Here is a 24,222-nt window from a genome sequence, read left to right as displayed (position 1 = left end):
GCACGCTGTCTGTTGCCGTGATCGCCCGGCTCCGCCAGACTGTTCTCCATGACCCGACTCCTGCTTGCCCTCGTTCTTGTCCTCGGCCTTGCCGGCTGTGGCTTCCATCTGCGCAACAAGCTGATGTTGCCGACCGACACCGCGCCGGTGAAGGTGGTCTCCACGGCCCCGTACAGTGAACTGGTCAAGCTGCTCAACCGCAGTCTGCAGGCGTCCGGCGCCAAGCTGGCAAGCGAGGATGGCAACGAACCCAGCACCCAGCTGCAAGTGTTGTCCGAGCGCTGGGGCGACCTGCCGATCGCGATCGACTCGCAGGGTCGTGCGCAGGAATACAGCCTGCGCTACGCGGTGATCTTCATCTTCCGGCGCGAGGATGGCAGCGAACTGGTGCCGCAGCAGGTGATCGAACTGTCGCGCGACTACGTGTCGCCGCCCACCGACGCGACCGGTACCACCACCGAGCGCGAGATCCTGGCCGATGAACTGCGCCGGGAGATGTCGGCCTCGATCATCCGCCGCATCGACAGCGTGGTCCGTGCCGAAGTCGCGAAGGGGGGCAGCCTGTCCGCGCCGAAGCCGGTCCATCCTGCGGTTCCGGCCGAGCCGACACCGGCACCGGCCATCAAGCCCTGACCGGGACCGGCATGGAACTGCGTCCGGAGCAGCTGGCCAGCCAGGGCGCTGATACCCCGCTTTCGCCGGTCTACCTGATCGCCGGCCCTGAGACGCTGCGCGTGCTGGAAGCCGCCGACGCGGTCCGTGCGCGGGCGCGCGCCGCCGGCATCGGTGAGCGCGAGGTGTTCGACGCCGATGGTCGCGACTTCGACTGGGGCCAGCTCGACGCCAGCTTCAACGCGCCGAGCCTGTTCAGTGCCCGTCGCCTGGTGGAAGTGCGGTTGCCCAGTGGCAAGCCGGGCAAGGACGGCGCCGAGGTGATCAGCCGGTTCTGTGCCGATCCGGCACCGGACGTCGTGCTGATGATCACCGCCAACGAATGGAGCAAGGCGCACCAGGGCAAGTGGGCTGAAGCGGTGGGCCGGGTCGGCGTGCTGTCGGTGGCCTGGGCGATCAAGCCGCATGAACTGCCCGACTGGATCGAGCGTCGCCTGCGCAGCAAAGGCCTGCGCGCGGATCCGGCCGCAGTGCAGCGCCTGGCCGAGCGCGTGGAAGGCAATCTGCTTGCCGCGGCGCAGGAGATCGACAAGCTGGCGCTGCTGGCCGATGGGCACGCGCTGGACGTGGAACGGATGGAATCGCTGGTGGCCGATGCCGCCCGCTATGACGTATTCCGGCTGGTGGAAGCCACGTTCTCCGGGCAACCGGCGGCGGTGCTGCGTATGCTTGCCGGCCTGCGCGGCGAAGGCGAGGCGGTGGCCGCGCTGATGCCGATCGTGATCCGGGAACTGCTGGCAGGTGCCGGGCTGGCGCGGGTGCAGGCACGCGGTGGCAACCTTGCCGCCGAGATGAAATCGCGCGGCATCTGGGAGTCGCGGCAGGCACCGTACAAGCGTGCGCTGCAGCGGCATCCGGAAGGCAAGCGCTGGGAACGTTTCGTGGCCGAGGCCGGGCTGGTCGACCGCATCGCCAAGGGGCGCGCCGACGGCGACGCCTGGCTGGCGCTGGAGCGCCTGCTGGTGGCCGTGGCCGAGCCGCGCGCCGTGCGGCTGCTGGCCCGGGCCTGATCGATGAGCCTGCGGGTCTATTACGGGGGCACCTTCGATCCGGTGCACCTGGGGCACCTGGCGATCGCGCGCGCCGCGCGCGATGAGCTGCAGGTCGCGGTGCGGATGCTGCCGGCGGCCGATCCACCGCACCGCCCGGTTCCCGGCGCGACCGCCGAACAGCGCTGCACGATGCTGTCGCTGGCCATCGGCGACGAGCCGGGGCTGCTGCTGGACCGGCACGAACTGGATCGGGCCGCGCGCTTTCCCGGTCGCCCGTCCTACACCGTCGATACCCTGCGCGAACTGCGCGGCGAGCTCGGTCCCAGCCGGCCCCTGGCCTGGCTGGTCGGCGCCGACAGCCTGCTGGGCCTGCCCGGCTGGCATGAGTGGGAGGCGCTGTTCGGCCTGGCCCACTTCGTGGTGGCGGAGCGGCCGGGCAGTCCACTGCAGGCCTCGGTCGACGGCGAGCTCGGCCGTGTCTTGGAAGGGCGGTGGGCCGACAGCGAACAGGACCTGTTTGCCAGTCCGGCCGGCCGCATCCTGCGCCTGCACCATCCGTTGCGCGGGGAATCGGCCAGCGCCGTGCGCGCGCAGATCGCCGCGGCAGGGCCCTGGCGTGCCCTGCTGCCGCCGGCGGTGGCCGACTACGTGGCCGCGCAGCGGCTGTACCATCCGGCAACACCGTGAATGCCGCGACCGCGCCATCCCCGTATAATCGCCCCCACGTTTATCGAGTCGATCCACTTTGAGCAACCAGACCCAGCCCCAGACCATCAAGGTCGATCTGCCCAGCCCGCCGCCGTCCGTGCCGGAACTGCTGGCCAGTGTCCGTCAAGCCACCGAAGACCTGAAGGCCAAGGACCTGGTCGAGATCGACGTGCGCGGCCGGTCCAGCGTTGCCGATTACCTGGTGATCGTCTCGGGTACTTCGACCCGCCACGTCAAGTCGATCGCCGACGAGGTCGTGCGCTTCGCCAAGAAGATCGACGTGATGCCGCTCGGGGTTGAGGGCGAGCGCGAAGCCGAGTGGGTACTGGTCGATCTGGGCGACGTGATCGTCCACGTGATGCTGCCGCGCGTGCGTGAGTTCTACGCCCTCGAGCGCCTGTGGACGGTCGGTGACCAGCCGCCGTCCAGCGACGACGAAGTGGCCTGAGCCGCACGTTGATGCATCCCTTCGACGGCGCCGATGGCGCCGTCGACGTTTTCGAGGAGCGCTGATGAAAGCCCGCCTGATCGCCACCGGTGAACGCGCACCCAGTTGGGTCGCGCAGGGGTTCGCCGAGTACCAGAAGCGGCTCTCGCACTGGCTGCCGTTCGAGCTGGTCGAGATCGAGCCCGGCCTGCGCGGCAAAGGCCGCGATCCACGCCGTGCCACCGAGGACGAGGGCCGGCGGGTGATCGCCGCGCTGCCGAAGAATGCCTACGTCGTGGCGCTGGATGTGCCCGGCCGCCAGCTCAGTTCCGAACAGCTGGCGCAGCGCCTGGAGCATTGGCGGGGACAGGGCAGGGACCTGGCGTTCCTGATCGGCGGTCCCGAGGGGCATTCGCCCGAAGTTTCGGCATTGGCCGACGAGAAGTGGTCGATTGGTCCGCTCACGCTGCCGCACATGCTGGTGCGGTTGGTCGTGGCGGAACAGCTGTACCGGGCCGCCGCAATGATTGCAAATCACCCCTACCATCGCGCGTGAAGAGCCGTTATACTGTTCGTCTGCCCGAATAGCTCAGCCGGTTAGAGCACTTGACTGTTAATCAGGGGGTCGTTGGTTCGAGTCCAACTTCGGGCGCCACTTTCAGAAACCTGCATCGCGAGATGCAGGTTTTTTTTGCTCTACAGAGTCAGCGCTCCTCGCCAGAACGCCATCAGTGTGGCGATCGCAACGGCCAGGATGGCGCCGAACAGCACCCACTCCCAAGGCGTGAACACCTGTTCGCCACGCTGGCGACGGGTCAGCGTGAACAGCGCTACGCCCGGTACATACAACAGCACCGACAGCAGCAGGTTGTGCAGGCCACCGGCATAAACAAGCCACAGCGCGTATGCGCTCGCCAGCAGCGCGACGCTGAAGTCGCGCCAGCGGATTCCTGCTTCGCCGCCCGCATAGGCCTGACCACGCCAGGCCAGCTGCACGCCGAATGCCGTGGACAGGAAATAGGGCACCAGGCTCATCGATGCAGCCAGCAGTACCAGGCCGGTATAGCTGCCGGAATTCACCAGCACCAGCAGCAGGAACAACTGGATCAGGCCGTTGCTCAGCCAGAGCGCATTGGCCGGCACGCCGCGCGCATTCTCGCGGCCAAGGAACGCGGGCATGGTGCCGTCGCCGGCAGCCGCATACAGCACCTCGGCGCACAGCAGTACCCAGGCCAGCAGGGCGCCAAGCACCGAGATGATCGAACCGATGATGATCACGGTCGCGCCCCATTCGCCGACGATGGCGCGCAGCACGTAGGCCATCGATGGATTGGGCAGGGCGGCCAGCTCGGCCTGCGACAGCACGCCCATCGACAACAGGCTCACCAGGACCAGCAGCAGCCATACGCCGAGAAAGCCGATCACGGTCGCGCGCCCTACATCGGCACGACGCGCAGCGCGCCGGGAATAGATGCTGGCGCCTTCGATGCCGATGAACACCCATACGGTCACCAGCATCATGCCGCGCAGCTGCTGGCCGAGATCGCCAAGTGCGGGGGTACCCAGGAAATCGGCGCCGAACACGTCCATGCGGAACGCGCCGGCGGCCAGGATGAGGAACAACGCAATGGGCAGCAGCTTGGCCACCGTGACCAGGCCGTTGACGATGGCGGCAGTGCGCAGGCCGCGCAGCACCAGCAGGTGCACGGTCCATAGCAACAGCGACGAGGCGGCCACCGCTGCCGGCGTATTGCCTTCACCGAACACCGGCATGAAGTGGCCGAGGCCACTGAAGATCAGCACGAAGAAGCTGGCGTTGCCGAGTACCGAGGCAACCCAGTAGCCCCATGCCGCGGAGAAGCCGATGTAGTTGCCGAAGCCTTCCCGCGCATACGCGTAGATGCCGGTATCGAGGTCCGGCCGGCGGTTGGCCAGGGCCTGGAACACGAAGGCGAGCATCAGCATGCCGGCGCCACTCACCGCCCAGCCGATGATCGCGGCGGCCGGACCGGCGCTGCGCGCCACGTTCTGTGGCAGGGAAAAGATGCCGGCGCCGACCATCGAGCCGACCACCAGAGCGGTCAGTGCAGCCAGGCCCAGCCGTTGTGAGGTCGCAGCCATGAATCTCCCCTGCGGCAGCGCGGCCGCAGGGGCACAGTAGCGGCAGTGCCGTGAAGCCGCATGCAACATCTGCAACGACGGAGGCCCGGGCATGTGCCCGGGCCTCCGAAGGTGATGCTGCAGCGACGATCAGTTGAAGGTGTACTTGGCACCGACCGTGAAGTAGCGGCCGATGGCTCCGCTGAAGTGCAGCGGGTTGTAGTTCACGCCGCCATAGGTGGTCGGATCGAGCGGTGCGATGCGATCAAACACGTTCTGCACCGATGCGTTCAGTTCAAAGGCTTCGGTGATGTTCCAACGACCGGACAGGTCGAAGGTGGTGAACGAGGAGATCTTCTCGACCGGCGAGCCATCCTCGTAGAACGCCAGGTAGTCGCCGCCACGGCGGTCCTTGTTCTCCAGCTTGCTGATGTAGTTGGCGACGCCGCTGACACTCCACGGGCCCTGCCTCCAGGTGGTGCCGAAGTTGATGCGGTCCTTCGGCGTGCCGATGCAGTTGGTGACGTCGCAGTTGCCGTGGGTGCCGGCGTAGTCGACCGTCACATCGGCATCGGTGCGCTCGAACTTCAGCACATGGCTCCACTGCAGATCCATTTCCAGCTGGCCCGGACCGATATCGAAGGTCTGGCGGATATCGGTGTCGATACCGCGCACGCGGGTGGAAGCGGCGTTGATGTACTGCGTGTTGACCGCCAGGATGCTGCCGGTGCCGGCAATGCCGTTGAGCAGGTTGGTGTCGCGCAGGACGTTGCCGGCGGCAATGGCGTCGGCGGTGCTGCCCTGGGCGATTTCGTTGGTGCGCTTGATCTGCCACGCATCCACCGTCATCGAGGTGGAGGAGGTCGGCTGCAGCACGATACCCACCGAATAGCTCTTGGATTCCTCCGGCTTCAGGTCGCTGTTGGGGCGGGTGATGATCGCCACCGAGCGTGCGGTGCATTCGGCTTCACTGATGGCGCAGCGCACCGGGTCGCGGGCGTTGGAGAAGGCGGCCAGGCCACCGTCGCCGTTCTCGGCCGGGTTCGGCGCGCGGAAACCTTCGGCGTAGCTGGCGCGCAGCGCGATCCAGTCGGCCGGGGTCCACTTCACGCCCAGCTTCGGCGTCGCCTTGCCTTCACCGCTCTCGTACTTGTCGTAGCGCAGTGCACCGGACAGCTCCAGCTGTTCCAGCACCGGCGCGGACAGTTCGACGTATCCGGCGTACACGTTCTGGGTACCGTCATAGGCCGAGTAGCCCAGGCCGATGATGTCGCCGGTGTCGGTGAACGTCTGCGGGGTCAGGCTGTTGCTGGTCTTGCGCCACTCGGTGCCCATCGCCAGGCCGAGCGGGCCACCCTTGAGGTCCATCAGGCTGCGCGACACGGTGAAGTCGAACATGTCCAGGCTGGACTTGGCGCGTGCACTGATCTCCGGCGAGATGAAATCGTACAGCGCCTGCGAGTTGAGGTTGGCGTTGTCGCCGATGCGCCATACGCCACCGGCACAGTTCGGGTTGGCCAGTGCACAGCGGACGTTGTCGTAGTGCAGGAAGCCGGTACGACGGTTGATCAGGTCGGTGCCGGAGTGCAGGTAGGCGGTGTCATAGTTCCAGTCGCCCCAGTTGCCCTTGACGCCCACCAGGAAGCGGTTGAACTCGTTGGTGTTGTTGGTCACGCGCGGACCAACGTCCCAGGCCGAATAGCGCAGGCGCGAGGCCTGGCCGGGAATCGGGTTGTCCGGATGATCCGGGCCGAGCACGGTGGCACCGGAACCGCTGTTGGCGTTGACCGGTCCTTCCGGGTAGCCCCAGCCGCCGGACACGCCCGAGGGCGTGTTGCTGAAGGTGGTTTCCTTCTTCGAGTAGCCGATCTCGGTGTAGATCTCGCCGCCTTCGCCGAAGGCGAAGCTGGCACGTCCGAACACGTTGATGTACTTCTCTTCCGGGCTCAGGTCACGGAACTTCTGCGCCGGATCCCACAGGCAGCCCTGCTGCTGTGCGGTCGCATCGGTCTGGCCGGGAATGCTGGTCAGATTGGCACAGCCCGGCAGAGCCACCAGGAACGCGGGATTGTCGTCGTCGACATTGCGGTCGTCGAACACCGAGCCGTTCGGGCCCACGCCACCGGCAGTACCACCGGACAGGTAGGCACCGCCCAGGAACTGCGCGTCGGCGGCGGAATACCCCCAGCGACGGATGTCACCGGTGCCGATCCACTTGCGGTTCTTGCGGTCGCCGATCTTGATCGCGTCGGTCTTGCCGACGTCCAGGCTGAAGAATGCGTTCCAGCCATCGGTGGCCAGGTCGCCGGTGCCTGCGGTCAGCGTCGCCTTCTTGGCATCGCCGTCGCCGTCGCCGGAGACGCCGTAGGAACCGCGCAGGATCGCGCCCTGGAAATCGCTGCGCAGGATGATGTTGACCACGCCGGCGATGGCGTCGGAGCCATAGATCGCCGATGCGCCGTCCTTCAGAACTTCCACGCGCTCCACCGCATCCAGCGGAATGGTGCTCAGATCGGTGAAGACCTTCTGGCCATCGTCAGCCAGGCCGTAGGTGGCCATGCGGCGGCCATTCAACAGCACCAGCGTCGAGCCGGCGCCGAGGCCACGCAGGGAGATGCCGGCGCCGCCGCCGGCAAAGCCGTTGCCGAAGGTCTTGGGAATCGAGCCGGAACCGTCGGCGGTCAGGGTCTGCAGGTATTCGGCGACCGTGGTCTTGCCGGTGCGGTCGATCTCCTGGCGGGTCACCACCTGCACCGGGGACGGTGTCTCGGTATTGGTGCGCGGGATGTTCGAGCCGGTGACCGTGATGCGGTCGAGATTGGTGGCCTGCTCCTGGGCGAAGGCGGAGGAGGAAACCACGGCGCCGGCCAGCAGCAGGGTGCTGCCGGTAAGGATGTGAGTGATGGACGATGCCAGGGTGTCACGGCGGCTGGCGGGCCGATGGATCGGGTGTTTCACAGCTTCTCTCCTAACTGGAAAACCTTGCGTTGAGGGCTGTCGCCGGATCAGGTCCGGGACGGGCCAATCTAGGTTTCCGGCAGGTGACGGAGTCGTGAAATTTTGCTTAATCGGCAGCGCGCGGACGGGCGGTGTGCGGATTCGCAAACCCGGTCGCGGATTCCGGCCCGGCCTGAGGCCGGGCCGGTGCAGCGGTCAGTCGGGCAGCGAGAACTGCACCGGCACCATGCCGATGGCAGGCACCGCCACGCCGTCACGCTGGGCGGGCTCAAACCGCCAGTGGCGCAGCACCTGCTGGCGTGCGGCCTGGTCCAGGCTGCGCGAGCCGCTGCTGCGTTCGATGCTGACCGCAACAGGCTGGCCGTTGCTGTCCACTTCCACGCGCAGCAGGACCGTGCCCTGTTCGCGGTTGCGCAGCGCGGGGATGGGATAGGCCGGGGGCGGCGCACTGCGGTACTGCAGCTGGGCTCCCGCCAGCGGCGTAGCTGCCGTCGGCGTCGGCGGCGCCATCACGGCGGTCGGTTCGGCGGCCGGCAGGACGATGCCCGGCGCGTCTTCGACCGTTGCGGTGGGGGCTGGCAGCGCCGGTGCGGTCGGCACCGCCTGGGAGCGGGGGGCGACCTTCACCTGTTCGGGTTCGGTGGGCAGGATCGGCGGAGGTTCCGGTGTCTCGACCTTTTCGATCCAGCGGACCGTGGTCGTGTCACGCGGGGCCTGTACCGCCTGGTAGGTGGCGGGGATGAGCAGCAGCAGCAACGCCAGCAGATGCAGTGCGATGGCCGCGCTCCAGGCGGCGATGCGGGCGGGGTCGAAGTGCGCGGATGCAACGGGATACGTACGAACCATGGTCCACCTCCGTGCCAGTGTCGAAAGACGTCAACGCACCAGGGCCGCCATCGGGGTTTGCCGCACGCGGCTGGCAGCCAAGCATTAGCGCGTCGTGGCCGCCATTGCCTAGAGGCATGTCAGGCGATGTTGAACTGGCCTTCATCTACGCAACGGGGCCGGAGACCTTTCCGCTGGAAAGGCATCCGGCCCCGTGGGCAGCAGATCAAGGCAGGGCGCTGTCCGGCGGACAGTGCCCCCGCCGTGCCGGGTCGTCAGCGACCCAGCTCGAACACCACGTCCAGGTTGACCGAAACGGTGGATTCGCCCGGCGCGACCGGCGTGGCCTTGTCCATGGCGGCCGAGGCCATCTGTGCCCGCATCATCGGCACCGGGCGGAAGCCGCCATTGCTGTTTTCAGAGATGCTGACGATGCGGCGCACCTGCAGGCCCAGCGACTTGGCATAGGTCTGGGCGCGCGCCTGTGCCTTCTTCAGCGCGGCCAAGCGGGCTTCGTCATAGACCGGCTCCGGCTGGTCGATCTCGAAGCTGGGGCCGTTGATCTGGTTGGCGCCCTGGGCGGCCAGCGCATCGAGCACCCGGCCCAGCTTGGCGATGTCGCGGACCTTCAGGCTGACGGTGTTGCTGGCCTGGTAGCCGGTGATCTTCGGCGCTTCGTTGTCGGCATAGCGGTACTGCGGGTTGAGGCTGACGCCGCTGGTCTGCACATCGCGCTCGGCGATGCCGGCCGCCTTGATCGCGGCCAGCACCTTGTCCATCTGCTGCGCATTCTGGCGCATGGCGCTGTTGCCGTCGGCGGCCTGGGTGACCACGCCGGCCGACAGGGTGGCCACATCCGGCACACGGGTCGCTTCGGCGTTGGCCGAAATGTTCAGCAGGGTGCCCTCGGCCGGGGCGGCGATCGGCGGCGGCGGGGCGGCATGGGCGGACATCGAGGCTCCAAGGGCGAGGGACAGGGCAAGCAGCAGCGGGGAGGCGGTCAGGCGCATGGGATCTCCTTGTTGTGGCGTGAGGGTGGTGTCGTAGCGATGAACGCGCTGTGAGTCCGTTCGGGGTTGAAGGCACGCGGGAGCAGGTTGCCGACGATTCAGGCGGCGGCCTCAGGTTATGCTGTGCCGATGCTCTATCTTGCTTCCCGCTCCCCCCGACGCAACCAGCTGCTGGCCCGACTCGGACGCCCCTTCCAGGCGCTTGACCTGGAGGTTGTCGAGCAGCGCGCGCCCAGTGAAAGCGCCGAACAGTACGTCTGCCGGGTTGCGGCCGACAAGGCGCGCGCCGGGTTGGCCCGGGTGCTGGCCGATGACCCGGACGCACGGGTGCTGGGCTCGGATACCGAGGTCGTGCTTGATGGCGAGGTGTTCGGCAAGCCGGTCGATGCCGCCGATGCCCGGGCAATGCTGACGCGCCTGGCCGGACGCACGCACCAGGTGATGACGGCCGTGGTGGTGGTCGGCGCGGCCGGGCTGGACAGCGAACTGGTGGTGTCCGAGGTCACGTTCGCTGCGATCGGCGCCGCCGACATCGCCGCCTATGTGGCCACCGGTGAGCCGCTGGACAAGGCCGGGGCCTACGCCATCCAGGGTGGGGCCGAGCGCTGGATCGAACACCTGTCCGGCAGCTACTCCGGTGTGATGGGGCTGCCGCTGCTGCACACCGATCGTCTGCTGGCGCGCTGCGGCGGGCCGGCTCCCATTGCCAACGCCGCCAGGGAGGCTGCAGATGTCTGAGGAAATCCTGGTCAATGTGACCCCACGCGAGACCCGGGTCGCGGTGATCGAGAATGGCATGCTGCAGGAACTGCACATCGAGCGCGGCTGGCGCCGGGGTGTGGTCGGCAACATCTACAAGGGCAAGGTGCAGCGGGTGATGCCGGGCATGCAGGCCGCCTTCGTCGAGGTCGGCCTTGAGCGCGCTGCGTTCCTGCATGCCAACGACGTGGTGCGGCCAGCGCCGGTGGCCAGTGCCGACACCGAGAACACCACCCTGCCGCCACCGGCCAGCGTGCCGATCGTCGAGCTGCTGCGCGACGGCCAGGACATCGTGGTGCAGGTGGTGAAGGATCCCATCGGGACCAAGGGCGCGCGGCTGACCACGCAGATCAGCATCCCGTCGCGCTACATGGTGCTGCTGCCGCAATCGAAAGTGGTGGGCGTGTCCGCGCGCATCGAGGACGAGGCCGAGCGCGCGCGCCTGAAGGCGCTGGTGACCGAGTTGTCGGCACAGCACGGCGGCTACGGCTACATCGTGCGCACCAACGCCGAAGGGCAGCCGGCCGAAGCCATCGCCGAGGACATCGCCTATCTGTCGCGGGTCTGGAACGTGGTGGAGCGCCGCGGCCGCGACGCCACCCCCTGCAGCGTGATCTATGAAGACCTGAGCCTGCCGCTGCGTTCGGTGCGCGACCTGATCCGCAAGGACGTGGACAAGGTGAAGGTCGATTCCAAGGAAACGTTCGCGCAGCTGCAGGCTTTCGTGGCCAAGTACATGCCGGTGCTGGCCGAGAAGCTGGAGCTGTACTCCGGCGATCGCCCGATCTTCGACATGTTCGGCGTGGAGGACGAGATCGGCCGCGCGCTGGACAAGCAGGTGCCGCTGAAGTCCGGTGGCTACCTGGTGATCGACCAGACCGAAGCGATGACCACCATCGACGTCAACACCGGGTCGTTCCTGGGCCAGCGCAACCTGGAGGAGACGGTGTTCCGCACCAACCTGGAGGCGGCGCAGGCCGTGGCCAGGCAGCTGCGCCTGCGCAATCTCGGCGGCATCATCATCATCGACTTCATCGACATGGACGATGCCGAGCACCGCCGCCAGGTGCTGCGAACCCTGGAAAAGGCGCTGGCGCGGGACCATGCCAAGACCACGGTCTACGACTTCTCGCCGCTGGGCCTGGTGGAGATGACCCGCAAGCGCACGGTCGAAAGCCTGGAGCGCCAGCTGTCGGAGACCTGCCCGCAGTGCAGCGGTCGCGGCACCATCAAGACCACCGAAACGGTCACCTACGAGATCTTCCGCGAGATCACCCGCGCGGTGCGCCAGTTCGATGCCGCGCGCCTGCTGGTGATCGCGTCGACCAAGGTGGTGGCGCGCATCACCGATGAGGAATCCGCGGCGGTGGCCGAGCTGGAAGAGTTCCTCGGCAAGAGCATCCGCTTCCAGGCGGATGAGCAGTACCTGCAGGAGCAGTTCGATGTTGTGCTGCTCTGATCCACGCCGGCCGAAGGTCGGCGGCGGCCGATGAGCGCGCCGCCGCGCCTGCGACTGCGAAGGATCCGCCGTCATCTCATTGCTGCCTGTGCGGTGGCCCTGGTCGGGCTGGCGCTGCTGGTGGGCACCTTCAGCCAGCTGCTGCCGCTGGCCGAGCGACACCCCGACAGGATCGCCGCCTGGTTGAGCGAGCGCGCAGGCCAGCCGGTCCGTTTCGACCAGCTGGACACGGCGTGGACCCGTCGTGGCCCGCTGCTGCAGCTGAAGGGCCTGCGCATCGGCGCCGGGCAGGGCCTGGCGGTCGGCGAGGCTGAAATCCTGGTGTCGATGTACAGCGGCCTGCTGCCGGGCCGTTCCTTGACCGAGCTGCGTCTGCGCGGCCTGGCCCTGGATCTGCAGCAGAGCGAGGACGGTCGCTGGTCGGTGCGTGGCCTGCCGCAGCCCAGCAGCGGTGGTGACCCGCTGGAGGCGCTGCGCCGGCTGGGCGAGCTGCAGGTGATCGGCGGCCGGCTGGGCGTGCAGGCCCCGGCACTCGGCATCGACACCGTATTGCCGCGCGTCGATCTGCGCCTGCGCGTCAATGGCGACCGCCTGCGGGTAGGCGTGCGGGCCTGGGCCCAGACCGACGCACTGCCGCTGACCGCCGTGCTGGATGTGGACCGTGTGCGTGGCGACGGCGAGGCATGGCTGGGCGCCGATCCCATCGATTTCCGCGCCTGGTCGCCGTTGCTGGCGGCCGGCGGCGTGCGCCTGCGTGAAGGACGCGGCGAACTCAATGTGTGGCTGACCCTGCGCGATTTCGTCCCCGTGGCGCTGACCACCGATTCGGATCTGCGGGATCTGCGCATCGACGGCGCACCGATGCCGGGGCTGGCAGTGCCGCGGCTGCAGTTGCAGCGCATGCAGGCGCTGCTGCGCTGGCAGCGGCAGGCGGACGGATGGGCGATGCAGGTACCGCGCCTGCGGCTGGTGGACGACACCGGCGCGCAGCAGCTTGATGGACTGCAACTGCAGGTCGGCACGCAACTGGGCATCCGCAGCGGGGCGGTGCAGGCCGGCACCGCGCTGCGTGCGCTGGCGCTGAGTGACCGCCTGGACCCTGGCCTGCGGCGCTGGCTGTTCCTGTCAAAGCCGCAGCTGGATCTGCGGGAACTGCAGCTGGCCGGCAAGCGCAACGGTCCGCTGTGGGCCCAGGGCGAGCTGCAGTCGCTGGGTTTTGCCAGCGTCGGTGACGCACCTGGCTTGCGTGGGCTGGGCGGCCATTTCGAAGGCGACGCCGATGGCTTCCGCCTGCAGCTGCAGCCGCAGCGCGAGCTTCAGTTCGATTGGCCGACCGGCTTCGGCGTGCGCCATGACCTGCACCTGGCAGGCCAGGTGGTGGGGTGGCGCGACGAAGGCGGCGGCTGGCGCATCGGCACGGCCGCCCTGCGTGTGGAAGGCACGGATTACGCAGCCGATCTGCGCGGTGGTGTCTGGTTCCAGGGCAATGGCACGCGTCCGTGGCTGCAGCTGGCGGCCAAGCTGGACGATGTACCGATGACGGCCGCCAAGCGCTTCTGGATCCATTCCAGGATGAGCAAGGGTGCCACCGACTGGCTGGACATGGCGCTGGCCGGCGGCCAGGTGCGTGATGGTATCGGCCTGGTCACCGGTGACCTCGACGACTGGCCCTTCGACAACAACGACGGGCGGTTCGAGGCCACCGGCCATATCACCCGCGGCGACATCCGCTTCCAGCGCGACTGGCCGCTGATGAGCCAGGTTGACGCCGACATCGCCTTCATCGGTCCTGGCTTCCACATGCAGGGGCGCGGTGACCTGGCAGGCGTGCCGGTGCAGCACTTCGAGGCCGGCATCAAGGATTTCGGCCAGCAGCCGCTGTACGTGCGTGCCGATACCCGCAGCGAAGCCGGAAAGCTGCTGGCGCTGCTGCGGCAGAGCCCGTTGCACCAGGAATACGGCGAGACGCTGGACAACCTGACCGCCACCGGGCCGGCGCAGGTGACCTTCGACCTGCTGCAGCCGCTGCATGCCGACGAAGGGGGGGGGCACCTGCAGGGCACGGTCGATCTGGCCGGCGTGAAGCTGGTGGAGAAGCGCTTCGCGCTGGAATTCGACAGCATGCGTGGGTTGGCCCGCTACGGCAACGGTGGTTTTGCCGCCGAGCAACTGGCGGTGCGCCATCTGGGCCAGGACGGCCAACTGAGCCTGCGCGCGGGTGGGTTCGTGCGTGACCCGAAGCTGGCCTTCGAGTCGGAGCTTTCGGCGCGCCTTGATGCAGGCGTGCTGATTGACCGCGCGCCGGAAATGGCCTGGCTCAAGCCCTACATCACCGGTACCTCGCCCTGGACCATCGCCGTCAACCTGCCGAAGGTCGCGCCAGGTGCGCCTGCTCCTCCCAGCGAACTGCGCCTGCGCTCGGATCTGGCAGGCACGCGCCTGGATCTTCCCGCCCCGCTGGACAAGCCCGCCGACGAGCCACTGGCCACCACCGTGACTGCGCAGCTGCCGATGGGGGATGGCCGCATCGACGTGGCGTTTGGCCAGCGCCTGGCCCTGGCCGCGCGCAGCCATAACAATCAGACCGGCGTGCAGGTGACCCTGGGCAGCGGCCAGGTCGACCGCGAGCCGCCTTCCAGCGGGCTGGCGGTCAACGGTCACAGCCCGACCCTGGACGCGTTGGAGTGGATCGGCCTGGCCCGCGGCGGAGACGGCGACGGCGATCCGATGCCGTTGCGGGCGATCGACGTGCAGGTCGGCCGCTTGATGCTGATCGGAGGGGTGTTCGAGCAGACCCGCCTGCAACTGCGCCCGGGCGCGCAGGCGCTGGATGTGCGCCTGGACGGCCCTTCGCTGGCTGGCCGCCTGAGCGTGCCCAATGCCGAGGGCGGCACCATCAGCGGCCAGCTCGACCGGGTGTACTGGCAGTCACCGCCGGCCGCGTCCGGTGCGCCAGCGGCACCGGCCCGGGTGCAGGCCGGCGCCAACGACATGGATCCGGCCAAACTGCCGTCGTTCGCGCTGGACATCGCCGACCTGAAGTTCGGCAAGGTGGCGCTCGGCCAGGCCGTGCTGCGCACCCGCCCGCGAGGCAACGGCCTGGAGGTGCAGACCCTGCGCTTCCGCGCGCCCGACCAGGAGATCGATATCACCGGCCGCTGGCTGGGCAGCAGCAGCGGCGCCCGCACCGAGCTGAACGCGCAGGTGCGCAGCGAGGATCTCGGCGCGCTGATGCAGAATCTCGACTACGGTGGCCAGCTGCGTGGCGGCGCCGGCCAGGCGCAGCTGCAGGCGTCGTGGAATGGCGGGCCGTCGGACTTCCAGCTGGGCAATCTGCAGGGCCAGCTGGATATCCATGCGCGCAACGGTCAGCTGCTGGAACTGGACCCCGGTGCCGGTCGCGTGCTGGGTCTGCTCAGCGTGGCCCAGCTGCCGCGGCGGCTGATGTTCGACTTCCGTGATTTCTTCTCCAAGGGCTTCGCGTTCAATCAGATCGAGGGCAGCCTGCAGTTCGGCCAGGGCGTGGCCCGCACCGACAAGGTGCTGATCGAAGGGCCTGCGGCGAACATCACCATCCGCGGTCAGGCCGACCTGCGCCAGCAGCAGTTCGACCAGACCATCGACGTCAATCCGCGTGCCGGTAATCTGCTGACCGTGGTCGGCGCAGTGGCCGGTGGCCCGGTCGGGGCGGCGCTGGGGGCGGCGACCAATGCGGTGCTGTCCAAGCCGCTGGGTGAGATCGGCGCCCGTACCTACAAGGTGACCGGTCCCTGGAAGGAGCCGAAGGTGGAGGTGATCGAACGCAGCCGCGAACGGACCCCGCCGGCTCCCGCACCTGCGCCGACCCTTCCACCGGCCGTGACCGACCTGCCGCGGTCGCGCTGAGCGCGGCCTCCCATTCCCTGGGGCTTGCCTGAGTGCCCCTGCATCCCCAGATCGAGAGCCATGACTGATATCGCCCTGACCCTTGCCCAAGACCGCCTGCTGCGCCCCGGCGGCCTGGATACCGCTGGACTGGAGCGCACCTTCGGCCAGCTGCTCGGCCCCGGTGTCGATTTCGGCGACCTCTATTTCCAGCACGCCCGGCGTGAGAGCTGGAGCGTGGAAGACGGCATCGTCAAGGACGGTGCCCATTCCATCGAGCAGGGGGTCGGCGTGCGTGCCATTGCCGGCGAGAAAACCGGCTTCGCCTATTCCGATGACATCCATGCCGATGCGCTGCTGGCGGCGGCGCAGTCGGCACGCGCGATTTCGCGCGAGGGCGGTGCCCAGGCGGGCCGCTCGCTGCTGCGCCGCAATGCACGCGCGCTGTATCCGGCGCTGGATCCGATCGATGGGCTCGGCAACGAGGCCAAGGTTGAAGTGCTCAAGCGCCTGGATGGCTATCTGCGTGCCGCCGATCCGCGGGTGAAGCAGGTGATGGTCAGCCTGTCCGGTGGCGTTGACACCGTGCTCATCGCGCGCAGCGACGGCGTTCTGGGTGCCGACGTCCGCCCCCTGGTGCGCTTGAACGTGCAGGTGATCGTCGAGCAGAACGGTCGCCGCGAGTCCGGCTATGCCGGCGGTGGTGGCCGTTATGGCTACGAAGAACTGTTCGCCGATGGCCGGCCGGAAGCGTTCGCCCGCGAGGCGCTGCGCCAGGCGCTGGTGAACCTGGACGCGGTGCCGGCGCCGGCCGGTGTGATGCCGGTGGTGCTCGGCCCGGGCTGGCCTGGCGTGCTGCTGCATGAAGCGGTCGGCCATGGGCTGGAGGGCGACTTCAACCGCAAGGGCACCAGCGTCTACGCCGGTCGCATCGGCGAGCGCGTGGCGGCCCCGGGGGTGACGATCGTCGATGACGGCACCCTGGACGGTCGTCGCGGCTCGCTGAACGTTGATGATGAAGGCCATCCGACCCAGTGCACGACCTTGATCGAGGACGGCATCCTGGTCGGCTACATGCAGGACAGCCTCAATGCACGGTTGATGGGCATGGCACCGACCGGCAACGCGCGCCGCGAGTCGTTCGCGCACCTGACCATGCCGCGGATGACCAATACCTACATGCGCGCCGGCCAGCACGATCCGCAGGAGATGATCCGCTCGGTGAAGAAGGGGCTGTACGCGGTCAACTTCGGCGGTGGCCAGGTCGACATCACCAGTGGCAAGTATGTGTTCTCGGCCACCGAGGCCTATCTGATCGAGGATGGCCGCATCACCACGCCGGTGAAGGGCGCGACCCTGATCGGCAACGGCCCGGAAACCATGCAGAAGGTGCGCATGGTCGGCAACGACCTGGCCCTGGACGAGGGCGTGGGCATCTGCGGCAAGGACGGGCAGAGCGTGCCGGTGGGTGTCGGCCAGCCCTCGCTGCTGATCGAGGGCCTGACCGTCGGCGGCACCCAGGCCTGAACATGGCAACGGCCCCGGCCAGCGCCCCGGCCGGCGGGGACTCAGTCCTCGTCGGTCGCGTCGTCCAGATCGGCGCCGGTGTCGTCGTCGGTGGCGACCTTCAGGCCAAGCGCGGCCGGCAGCATCAGCCCGCGCAGCACCTGGTAGATCTCGCGGTAGGCGCGCGGCGGCTTGTTCTTCGCCTTCTCGGCCTGGGCGTTGCGCACCAGCGTGCGCAGCTGCTGGCGATCCGCCTGCGGATACTCGTCCAGCAGCGCGGCCAGCGCCTTGTCGCCGTCGTCCAGCAGGCGCTCGCGCCAGTCTTCCACGCGGTGCATCATCGCCACTTCGCGGCGCGAGGTTTCGCTGTTGGCGTCCAGCGCATCGCGGATCGCCTCCAGGGTTTCGTCTTCCTCGCGGCGCATGTGCTTGGCCAGGAACGCCAGCTGCCGCTTGTGGGCGATGTGGGCCGTGATGCGCTTGCACTCGGCGATGTGCGGCAGCAGATCCTCCGGAATCGGCAGGCGGGCCAGCTGGGCCGGGGTCAGCGACACCAGCTTCTCACCCAGGGCCAGGACTTCCAGGGCTTCGCCGCGCTTCTGCTTGCGGCTCTTGTCAAGGAATTCACCGGTTTCTTCGTCGCGTCCGCGCATCGTCCACACCTGCTTTCAAAAAAGTCGCCCGGCGTGATGCCGGGCCCAACCTGTACAGGATAAAGCATTGAACGTGATCGCCCCTGAAGTGGTTGTCGGCGACGACAGCCCGGCCCGCCTGGAACGGCTGGCCGACCTTTCCCAGCAGCTGCTCGAGCGTGCCCGTGCGCTGGGGGCCAGCCAGGCCGAGGTCAGCTGCAGCGAGGACCGCGGCCTGGAGGTCAATGTGCGCCTGGGCGAAGTGGAAACCGTGCAGTCCACCCGCGACCGCGGCATCGCCGTGACTGTGTACTTCGGCCAGCGCAAGGGCAGCGCCAGCACCGGCGACCTGAACGAGGCCAGCCTGTCGGCCACCGTGGAGCAGGCCTGCGCGATCGCCCGCCACACCGAAGATGACCCGGCTGCCGGACTGGCCGATGCCGCCCTGATGGCCAAGGATTTTCCCGAGCTGGACGGCTGGCATCCGTGGGTCCTGCAGGCCGACGAAGCGGTGGACCTGGCGCTGGCCTGCGAGGCCGCCGGGCGCGAGGCCGACGCGCAGATCCGCAACTCCGATGGCGCGGCGGTGTCCACCTCGCAGAGCCTGTCGGTGTACGCCAATTCGCACGGTTTCATTGGCCGTGAGCGCGGCACCCACCATTCGATCGGTTGTGCGCTGATTGCCGGCCAGGGCGATGGCATGCAGCGCGACGGCTGGTACACCAGTGCGCTGGCCAGGCAGGACCTGGAAGATCCGGCCCAGGTCGGCCGCCAGGCCGCCGCGCGTACCGTCGCCCGCCTGCAACCGCGCTCGCTGGCTACGGGCAGCATGCCGGTGCTGTTCGCCCCGGAAGTGGCGCGCAGTCTGGTGGGCCATCTGCTGTCGGCCGTGTCCGGTGGCGCGCTTTACCGCCAGGCCAGCTTCCTGCTGGACAGCGCCGGGCAGCGACTGTTCCCTGACTGGATGCAGATCGACGAGCTGCCGCACCTGCGCCGCGGCCTGCGCTCGGCCGCCTTCGACGGCGATGGCGTGGCGACCCGCGCGTCGGCACTGGTCCGCGATGGCGTGCTGCAGCGCTACGTACTGGGCAGTTACTCGGCCCGCAAGCTGGGCCTGCAGACCACGGCCAATGCCGGCGGCGTGCACAACCTGCAGCTGGCGGCCAACGCCGGGCCGCTGGAAGACATCGCCCGGCAGATGGGCAGCGGCCTGCTGGTGACCGAGCTGATGGGGCAGGGGGTCAATGGTGTGACCGGTGACTACTCGCGGGGGGCCGGTGGCTTCCGTGTCGAGAACGGGGAGATCCAGTACCCGGTGGACGGCATCACCATTGCCGGCAACCTGCGCGAGATGTTCATGGCGATCGAAGCGGTGGGCAGCGATGTCGATCCGCGCTCGCACATCCGGACCGGTTCGATCCTGGTGGGGCGGATGACCATCGCCGGTAATGATTGATGGCGTCGATGGCGTAAGCTATGGCCGCCTGACGCAACCGGCCTGATGCCGGTGGGTCAAGACCACCCAATGAAAAGGAGTTTTGTCGTGAGTGAATTCGATAACGTCCCGCCGCCGCCGCCAGTCACCGCCGATGTCCCGGCAGACCAGCGCACCATGGCCCTGGCCGCGCACCTGCTGGGCATCTTCACCGGTTTCATCGGCGCGCTGATCATCTGGCTGATCAACAAGGACGACGCCGGCAAGTCCTTCGTCACCGACCAGGCCAAGGAAGCGCTGAACTTCCAGATCACCGTGGCCATCGCGATGGTGGTCTGCATCATCCTGACCATCGTGGTCATCGGCGCGATCCTGATGCCGATCGTCGGACTGGTCAGCTTGGTGTTCTGCATCATTGCCGCGGTCAAGGCCAACAACGGCGAAGCCTATCGCTACCCGTTCGCATTGCGCCTGATCAAGTAAGACCGGCTGCATGCGGACATGAAAACGCCCGGCATTGCCGGGCGTTTTCGTTGCGCACCACGTCAGTGATCGCGCTCCACCGCAAGCCTGGCCAGCGCGCGCAGCGCATCGGCCTCTTCGTGGTAGCCCGCCAGAGCAGCCTGCATGCGGGCCGCCAGCTCGCGCAGCTGCGCCTTCGCTCCCTCCATGCCGAGCAGGGCGGGGAAGGTACTCTTGTCCTGCGCCTGGTCCTTGCCTGCCGTCTTGCCCAGCTGCTCGGAGCTGGCTTCGACATCGAGGATGTCATCGCGGACCTGGAACGCCAGGCCGAGTGCATCGGCGAATGCGTCCAGCTGCACCCGCTGCGGCTCCGGCGCATCGCCGCACAATGCGCCCATACGTACCGCGGCACGGATCAGTGCGCCGGTCTTGAGCGCATGCATCCGGGTCAGCGCGGCCAGCGACTGCTGCTGTCCGGTGGCATCGATATCCAGCGCCTGGCCGCCGCACATGCCGGCGGCACCGGAGGCGTGTGCCAGCGCCTGCAGGCAGTCCACGCGCAGTGTTGCCGGCAGTGGTGCCTCGGCCAGCAGGCTGAAGGCGCGGGTCTGCAGGGCGTCGCCGGCCAGGATCGCGGTGGCTTCGTCGAAGGCGATGTGGGTGGTGGGTTTGCCACGGCGCAGGGCATCGTCGTCCATTGCCGGCAGGTCGTCGTGCACCAGCGAATAGGCATGGATCAGTTCCACCGCCATCGCGGCCGCGTCGAGCCTTTCCGGTTGAGCGCCGAACAACTGGCCAGTGGCATAGACCAGCAGCGGACGCATGCGCTTGCCACCGCCGAGGACGGAATGGCGCATGGCCTGGTGCAGCCGCTGCGGTGCATCGGCCGGCGAGGGCAGGGCGGCATCGAGCAGGCTTTCGATCCGGTCGCGCCAGCGCGCGAACGCCGCCTCAGCCGTCATGGCTGGGCGGATCGAAGGGTTCTGCCGTATCGGGCTGTGCCGGATCGCTGAGCAGCCGGACGCGCAGTTCGGCCTGCTCCAGCGCCTGCTGGCACTGGCGGTACAGGCCCACGCCACGTTCGTAAGCACTGAGCGACGCTTCCAGGCTCAGCTCGCCGGTTTCCATCTGCTCCACCAGCTGCTCCAGCGATTCGAGCGACTGCTCGAACTGGGCAACAGGGGAGGCGTTTTCGGGGGACTTCTTGGCCATGCGGCAAGTGTGGACGGCACGCGCGCAGGGGTCAATTCACCAGCCACCCGGCTGCCACCGCAGCTGGGCGTCGTGAGCGTGCAGCCAGGCCTGCAGCGGTGCGGCGATCACCACATCGGCGGCGGCCAGCAGGTTGCCGTCAGCAAACAGCAGCGGCAGCTGCGCGCGCCGCCAGGGGGCCAGATGTTCACGCTGCAGGCAGTCCTTCAAGGCATGTGCGTGGCTGCGTCCCGGCAGCACGATGCGCTCGCCGCCACGCCGTGCACGCACCTGCATCGGCTGCTGGAACATCGCGGCGCCCAGCAGGCGCAGCTGGCCGCCATCTGGCAAGGCCAGAGGCACCCGGCCGTCCCACTCCTCCTGCCAGTCCAGGGGCAGGGCAGGCAGCTCGGCCGGCAGCAGATAGGCATGCTCGCGCCATTGCTGGATGACGTGATCCTGCCAGCGCACCTGCGCCTGCCGGTCGCAAGCGGAGGGCAGCATTTCCTCGAGCATCTGCTGCAGCACGCGCCCCGGCAGCGGTGCCGCGCCATGGCTGGCCACCCAGGTGCGCAGGACGCGTGCGGCGCGTTCCGGCGAGACCTGCCGCAGCAGCTGCAAGGACAGCACGCGCGGGGCTGCTTCCAGGTGCGCGAGCAGCTCGGTGTCCTCTTCCTGCAGAAGGCCACGGGTGCGCGCGCAATGATCGGCACTGCCGGCCAGGGCCGCTGCGGCGTGCGGCCAGCGCTGGCGCAGCAGCGGCAGCACCTGCAGGCGCAGGAAATTGCGGTCGGCATACGCGTCGTCGTTGCTGGGGTCTTCGATCCAGTGCAGATCGTGGGCCCGCGCATAGTCATGCAGAGCGTCGCGCGGGACCTGCAGCAGCGGCCGCCACAGCCGGTGGCCGGCGAGCATGCTGTCCCCGCTCATTGCCGCCAGGCCATCAACACCGGAACCGCGCAACGCGCGCAGCAGGAAAGTTTCAGCCTGATCGTCCTGATGCTGGGCCAGGGCCAGCGTCTCTCCGTCGCGCAGAGAGGCGACGAAAGCAGCGCGACGCGCCTGCCGGGCTGCACCCTCCAGGCCCAGACCGGTGCCGGTCTCGACCTGCACGCGGTGTACGACCAGTTCGATTCCCAGGGCCGCGCACTGCTGCTGGCAATGCTGGACCCAGGCATCGGCGTCGGGCTGCAGCCCGTGATGTACGTGTACAGCGCGCAGTCCCACGCCGGCCGCCTGCGTGCAGCGCCGTAGCCAGTGCAGCAGGACGGTCGAATCCAGGCCGCCGCTGTAGCCGACCAGCAGCGGTGCATCGAGGGAAACCAGGGCGGGGAAGGCAGTCACGGGTGAAGTGTAGGGTGATCGGCGGGGTCGCGCCGCGCCTTCGACTCACGGGCGGGATGCAGCCGGGCATGGCCCGGCTGCACACTGCGTCCGCCGTGCCGTTACTTTCCGTCGGCGCTGCGTTCGAAGGCCTTGGGCGCCGGCAGCTGCACCGGCACGCCCTTGTCATCGCAGGTGCCCGCCTGGCACAGGCGATCGCGCAGCGCCGGCGTTGCCTGCACGATCATGTGATAGATCGTGTTCTGCTCCAGCGTGCCGCGGATCGCCTTGCTGCCGGGACCGCGCGCCCAGATGCCGACGTCCTCGCCACCATGCGATTCGGACTTCATCGGCACCAGCGCTTCCTGCATGTAGTCCGGATGCTCGGTGTCGACATCATGCAGGTCCGGACGCCCCTTGGCCGGCTCGAAGCTGCTCGGGTTGTGCGGGTAGCGCTTGCTGCCCGCCGGCTGCTGGTTGGTGCTGCCGGTGTGGCCCGGTCCATTGGCGTAGCTCAAGGTGGTGTAAGGCTGGCCGTTGCCGTCCAGCGCGTAGTCCAGCTTGCCGGCGCCGTCCTCACCGCCCTTGTCCTTCACCTTGCCCAGGATCGGGTTGCCGCGTGCGGGGTAGCCGACGAAGTTCAGGGTGTGCGAGTGGTCGGCGGTGACGATGATCAGCGTGTCGTCGGCCGACGTCATTTCCGACGCCACCCGCACCGCATCGGACATCGCCACGGTTTCGGTCAGTGCGCGATAGGCATTGCCGCTGTGGTTGGCATGGTCGATGCGAGCGCCTTCGATCATCAGCACGTAACCTTCCTGATGGCGCGACAGATTGGTGATCGCAGCAGCGGTCAGCTCGGCCAGGCTCGGCTCACCGGCCGGATCCTGTGGGCGCTCGTACTCGTAGCGCATGTGGTCCGGCTCGAACAGGCCGAGGATGGCCGGCGCATTTGCGGCGGCGGCCAGCTGCCTGCTGTTCCACACGTAGGCACCCTGCGGATGCGCCTGCTGCCATTCCTGTACCAGGCTGCGGCCATCCAGGCGCTGGCCGACCTTGTCGTCGTATTCCGGATCGCGCTCTTCCACGGTGGTGAATTCACCGCGACCACCGCCGAGCGCGACCAGCGGGCCGCGGCCATAGCGCGACGTGGACAGCAGCTGCTGGGCGATGTCCTTGCAGCCGGCGGCCTTGGCCGCTTCGGTCAGATCGGTGTCATTCTCCCAGTTGCGCTCCGGCGAGTGCGCGTAGGTGGCCGCCGGGGTGGCGTGGGTCAGGCGCGCGGTGGACACGATGCCGGTCGCCAGGCCGGCGCTGTCGGCCAGCTGCAGCCAGGTGAGCAGGCCCTTGGACAGGCTGTCGGCACAATCGGTGCGGGCGCCTGCGCTGACACCGATCGCGCCCATGTGGGTCTTCACGCCGGTGGTGATGGCGGTCATGGTGCCCGCCGAATCAGGGGTCTGCGAGTCGGTGTTGTAGGTCTTGCTGAACGCGGTGGCGGGGAAGCGTTCCCAGGACAGCAGGTTCTCTTCACCCGATCCGCCCTTCTTCTGGCCTTCGTAGATGCGCGCAGCGGCCACGGTGGTCAGGCTCATGCCGTCGCCGAGGAACAGGATGACATTCCGGGCCTTGCCGGCCATCGCGCCATTGGCGGCGGCCTGGGCGGCGCCGCTGCGGTACCACCATTGCGGCGTCTCGCCGGCCGGGTGTGCAACCGGCTCGACGGCGACCTTCAGGCCTGCCGGCGCGGAAGCGGGGGGGGTGCTGGCGCAGGCGCCGAGCAGCAGGGTGGTGGCACACGTGGCCAACAGGGAGACGGAACGGCGCATGGACGCTGGGATCTCACAAACTGTAACGGGACGTTCATTATGCCCGCCCTCGCAAGGCACGCCGATGACA

At 68.2% G+C, this 24,222-nt stretch carries 20 protein-coding genes and 1 tRNA gene; 12 read left to right on the top strand and 9 right to left on the bottom strand.

The genetic code is table 11. The features are described from left to right. The first annotated feature begins 48 nt into the window (after nucleotides 1–48). The 6 genes from AC5P5M_RS02455 to AC5P5M_RS02430 all read left to right on the top strand — a co-directional run bounded on the left by AC5P5M_RS02455 (nucleotide 49) and on the right by AC5P5M_RS02430 (nucleotide 3,454). A complete protein-coding gene (locus tag AC5P5M_RS02455) occupies nucleotides 49–633 on the top strand; it encodes an LPS-assembly lipoprotein LptE (RefSeq protein ID WP_495205531.1) in 585 nt (194 codons plus the stop codon). An 11-nt stretch (nucleotides 634–644) separates the two neighbouring features. Beyond that, nucleotides 645–1,682 (top strand): DNA polymerase III subunit delta, encoded by a 1,038-nt coding sequence (holA, locus tag AC5P5M_RS02450; protein ID WP_053520121.1) that lies wholly within the window; start codon nucleotides 645–647, stop codon nucleotides 1,680–1,682. A 3-nt stretch (nucleotides 1,683–1,685) separates the two neighbouring features. Continuing rightward, nucleotides 1,686–2,351, top strand: a complete 666-nt coding sequence (nadD, locus tag AC5P5M_RS02445; protein ID WP_053520120.1) for a nicotinate-nucleotide adenylyltransferase — start codon at nucleotides 1,686–1,688, stop codon at nucleotides 2,349–2,351. Between the two features lie 58 nt (nucleotides 2,352–2,409). Beyond that, a complete protein-coding gene (gene rsfS / locus AC5P5M_RS02440; protein ID WP_053520119.1) occupies nucleotides 2,410–2,820 on the top strand; it encodes a ribosome silencing factor in 411 nt (136 codons plus the stop codon). Between the two features lie 64 nt (nucleotides 2,821–2,884). After that, a complete protein-coding gene (gene rlmH / locus AC5P5M_RS02435; protein WP_019662111.1) occupies nucleotides 2,885–3,355 on the top strand; it encodes a 23S rRNA (pseudouridine(1915)-N(3))-methyltransferase RlmH in 471 nt (156 codons plus the stop codon). A 22-nt stretch (nucleotides 3,356–3,377) separates the two neighbouring features. Beyond that, nucleotides 3,378–3,454, top strand: a tRNA-Asn gene (locus AC5P5M_RS02430). Between the two features lie 41 nt (nucleotides 3,455–3,495). Here AC5P5M_RS02430 and AC5P5M_RS02425 read toward each other — a convergent pair. The 4 genes from AC5P5M_RS02425 to AC5P5M_RS02410 all read right to left on the bottom strand — a co-directional run bounded on the left by AC5P5M_RS02425 (nucleotide 3,496) and on the right by AC5P5M_RS02410 (nucleotide 9,692). Further along, the gene (locus tag AC5P5M_RS02425; protein ID WP_111186401.1) at nucleotides 3,496–4,920 is read right to left on the bottom strand and encodes a basic amino acid/polyamine antiporter; all 1,425 of its coding nucleotides are present in this window, start codon (nucleotides 4,918–4,920) and stop codon (nucleotides 3,496–3,498) included. Nucleotides 4,921–5,049: 129 nt separating this feature from the next. Then, nucleotides 5,050–7,857, bottom strand: coding sequence for a TonB-dependent receptor (locus AC5P5M_RS02420; protein ID WP_065174869.1), 2,808 nt, complete (start codon nucleotides 7,855–7,857; stop codon nucleotides 5,050–5,052). 195 nt (nucleotides 7,858–8,052) lie between these two features. After that, a complete protein-coding gene (locus tag AC5P5M_RS02415) occupies nucleotides 8,053–8,703 on the bottom strand; it encodes an energy transducer TonB (RefSeq protein WP_065181830.1) in 651 nt (216 codons plus the stop codon). Nucleotides 8,704–8,957: 254 nt separating this feature from the next. After that, a complete protein-coding gene (locus AC5P5M_RS02410; protein WP_053516775.1) occupies nucleotides 8,958–9,692 on the bottom strand; it encodes an SIMPL domain-containing protein in 735 nt (244 codons plus the stop codon). A 129-nt stretch (nucleotides 9,693–9,821) separates the two neighbouring features. Here AC5P5M_RS02410 and AC5P5M_RS02405 point away from each other — a divergent pair, with 129 nt between their 5' ends. The 4 genes from AC5P5M_RS02405 to tldD are packed head-to-tail and all read left to right on the top strand — an operon-like array spanning nucleotide 9,822 to nucleotide 17,301. Next, nucleotides 9,822–10,430: a Maf family nucleotide pyrophosphatase gene (locus tag AC5P5M_RS02405; protein ID WP_495205530.1), complete on the top strand. Its 609-nt coding sequence runs from the start codon at nucleotides 9,822–9,824 to the stop codon at nucleotides 10,428–10,430. Then, nucleotides 10,423–11,910, top strand: a complete 1,488-nt coding sequence (rng, locus tag AC5P5M_RS02400) for a ribonuclease G (RefSeq protein WP_053516779.1) — start codon at nucleotides 10,423–10,425, stop codon at nucleotides 11,908–11,910. Before AC5P5M_RS02405 ends, rng begins: the two co-directional genes overlap by 8 nt. A gap of 30 nt (nucleotides 11,911–11,940) precedes the next feature. Continuing rightward, the gene (locus tag AC5P5M_RS02395) at nucleotides 11,941–15,795 is read left to right on the top strand and encodes a YhdP family protein (RefSeq protein WP_495205529.1); all 3,855 of its coding nucleotides are present in this window, start codon (nucleotides 11,941–11,943) and stop codon (nucleotides 15,793–15,795) included. 60 nt (nucleotides 15,796–15,855) lie between these two features. Next, nucleotides 15,856–17,301: a metalloprotease TldD gene (tldD, locus tag AC5P5M_RS02390; RefSeq protein WP_053516784.1), complete on the top strand. Its 1,446-nt coding sequence runs from the start codon at nucleotides 15,856–15,858 to the stop codon at nucleotides 17,299–17,301. Nucleotides 17,302–17,342: 41 nt separating this feature from the next. Here the strand turns inward: tldD and yjgA are convergent, their stop codons facing one another. Further along, nucleotides 17,343–17,933 carry a ribosome biogenesis factor YjgA gene (gene yjgA / locus AC5P5M_RS02385; RefSeq protein WP_065181832.1) on the bottom strand — a complete coding sequence of 197 codons (591 nt, stop codon included), beginning with the start codon at nucleotides 17,931–17,933 and terminating at the stop codon, nucleotides 17,343–17,345. A gap of 67 nt (nucleotides 17,934–18,000) precedes the next feature. Here yjgA and pmbA point away from each other — a divergent pair, with 67 nt between their 5' ends. Both pmbA and AC5P5M_RS02375 read left to right on the top strand, forming a co-directional pair. Continuing rightward, entirely contained in the window at nucleotides 18,001–19,368 is a 1,368-nt protein-coding gene (pmbA, locus tag AC5P5M_RS02380) for a metalloprotease PmbA (RefSeq protein WP_197572033.1), read from the top strand. A gap of 87 nt (nucleotides 19,369–19,455) precedes the next feature. After that, complete coding sequence (locus AC5P5M_RS02375; protein ID WP_053516791.1) at nucleotides 19,456–19,830, top strand: DUF4870 domain-containing protein; 375 nt, start codon at nucleotides 19,456–19,458, stop codon at nucleotides 19,828–19,830. Nucleotides 19,831–19,892: 62 nt separating this feature from the next. Here the strand turns inward: AC5P5M_RS02375 and AC5P5M_RS02370 are convergent, their stop codons facing one another. The 4 genes from AC5P5M_RS02370 to AC5P5M_RS02355 all read right to left on the bottom strand — a co-directional run bounded on the left by AC5P5M_RS02370 (nucleotide 19,893) and on the right by AC5P5M_RS02355 (nucleotide 24,152). Beyond that, a complete protein-coding gene (locus tag AC5P5M_RS02370) occupies nucleotides 19,893–20,771 on the bottom strand; it encodes a polyprenyl synthetase family protein (RefSeq protein WP_053516794.1) in 879 nt (292 codons plus the stop codon). Continuing rightward, a complete protein-coding gene (locus tag AC5P5M_RS02365; protein WP_065174877.1) occupies nucleotides 20,761–21,021 on the bottom strand; it encodes an exodeoxyribonuclease VII small subunit in 261 nt (86 codons plus the stop codon). Before AC5P5M_RS02365 ends, AC5P5M_RS02370 begins: the two co-directional genes overlap by 11 nt. 36 nt (nucleotides 21,022–21,057) lie before the next feature. Beyond that, on the bottom strand, nucleotides 21,058–22,344 hold the full coding sequence (gene tilS / locus AC5P5M_RS02360; protein WP_053516798.1) for a tRNA lysidine(34) synthetase TilS: 1,287 nt from the start codon (nucleotides 22,342–22,344) through the stop codon (nucleotides 21,058–21,060). A 101-nt stretch (nucleotides 22,345–22,445) separates the two neighbouring features. Then, entirely contained in the window at nucleotides 22,446–24,152 is a 1,707-nt protein-coding gene (locus tag AC5P5M_RS02355) for an alkaline phosphatase (protein WP_346479883.1), read from the bottom strand. Between the last annotated feature and the right edge of the window lie 70 nt (nucleotides 24,153–24,222).

The sequence above is a fragment of the Stenotrophomonas sp. YJH_SMC_106-19 genome (assembly GCF_059368375.1).
The sequence above is the reverse complement of the archived record's forward strand: the minus strand, read 5'-3'. Positions and strand labels throughout refer to the sequence as shown.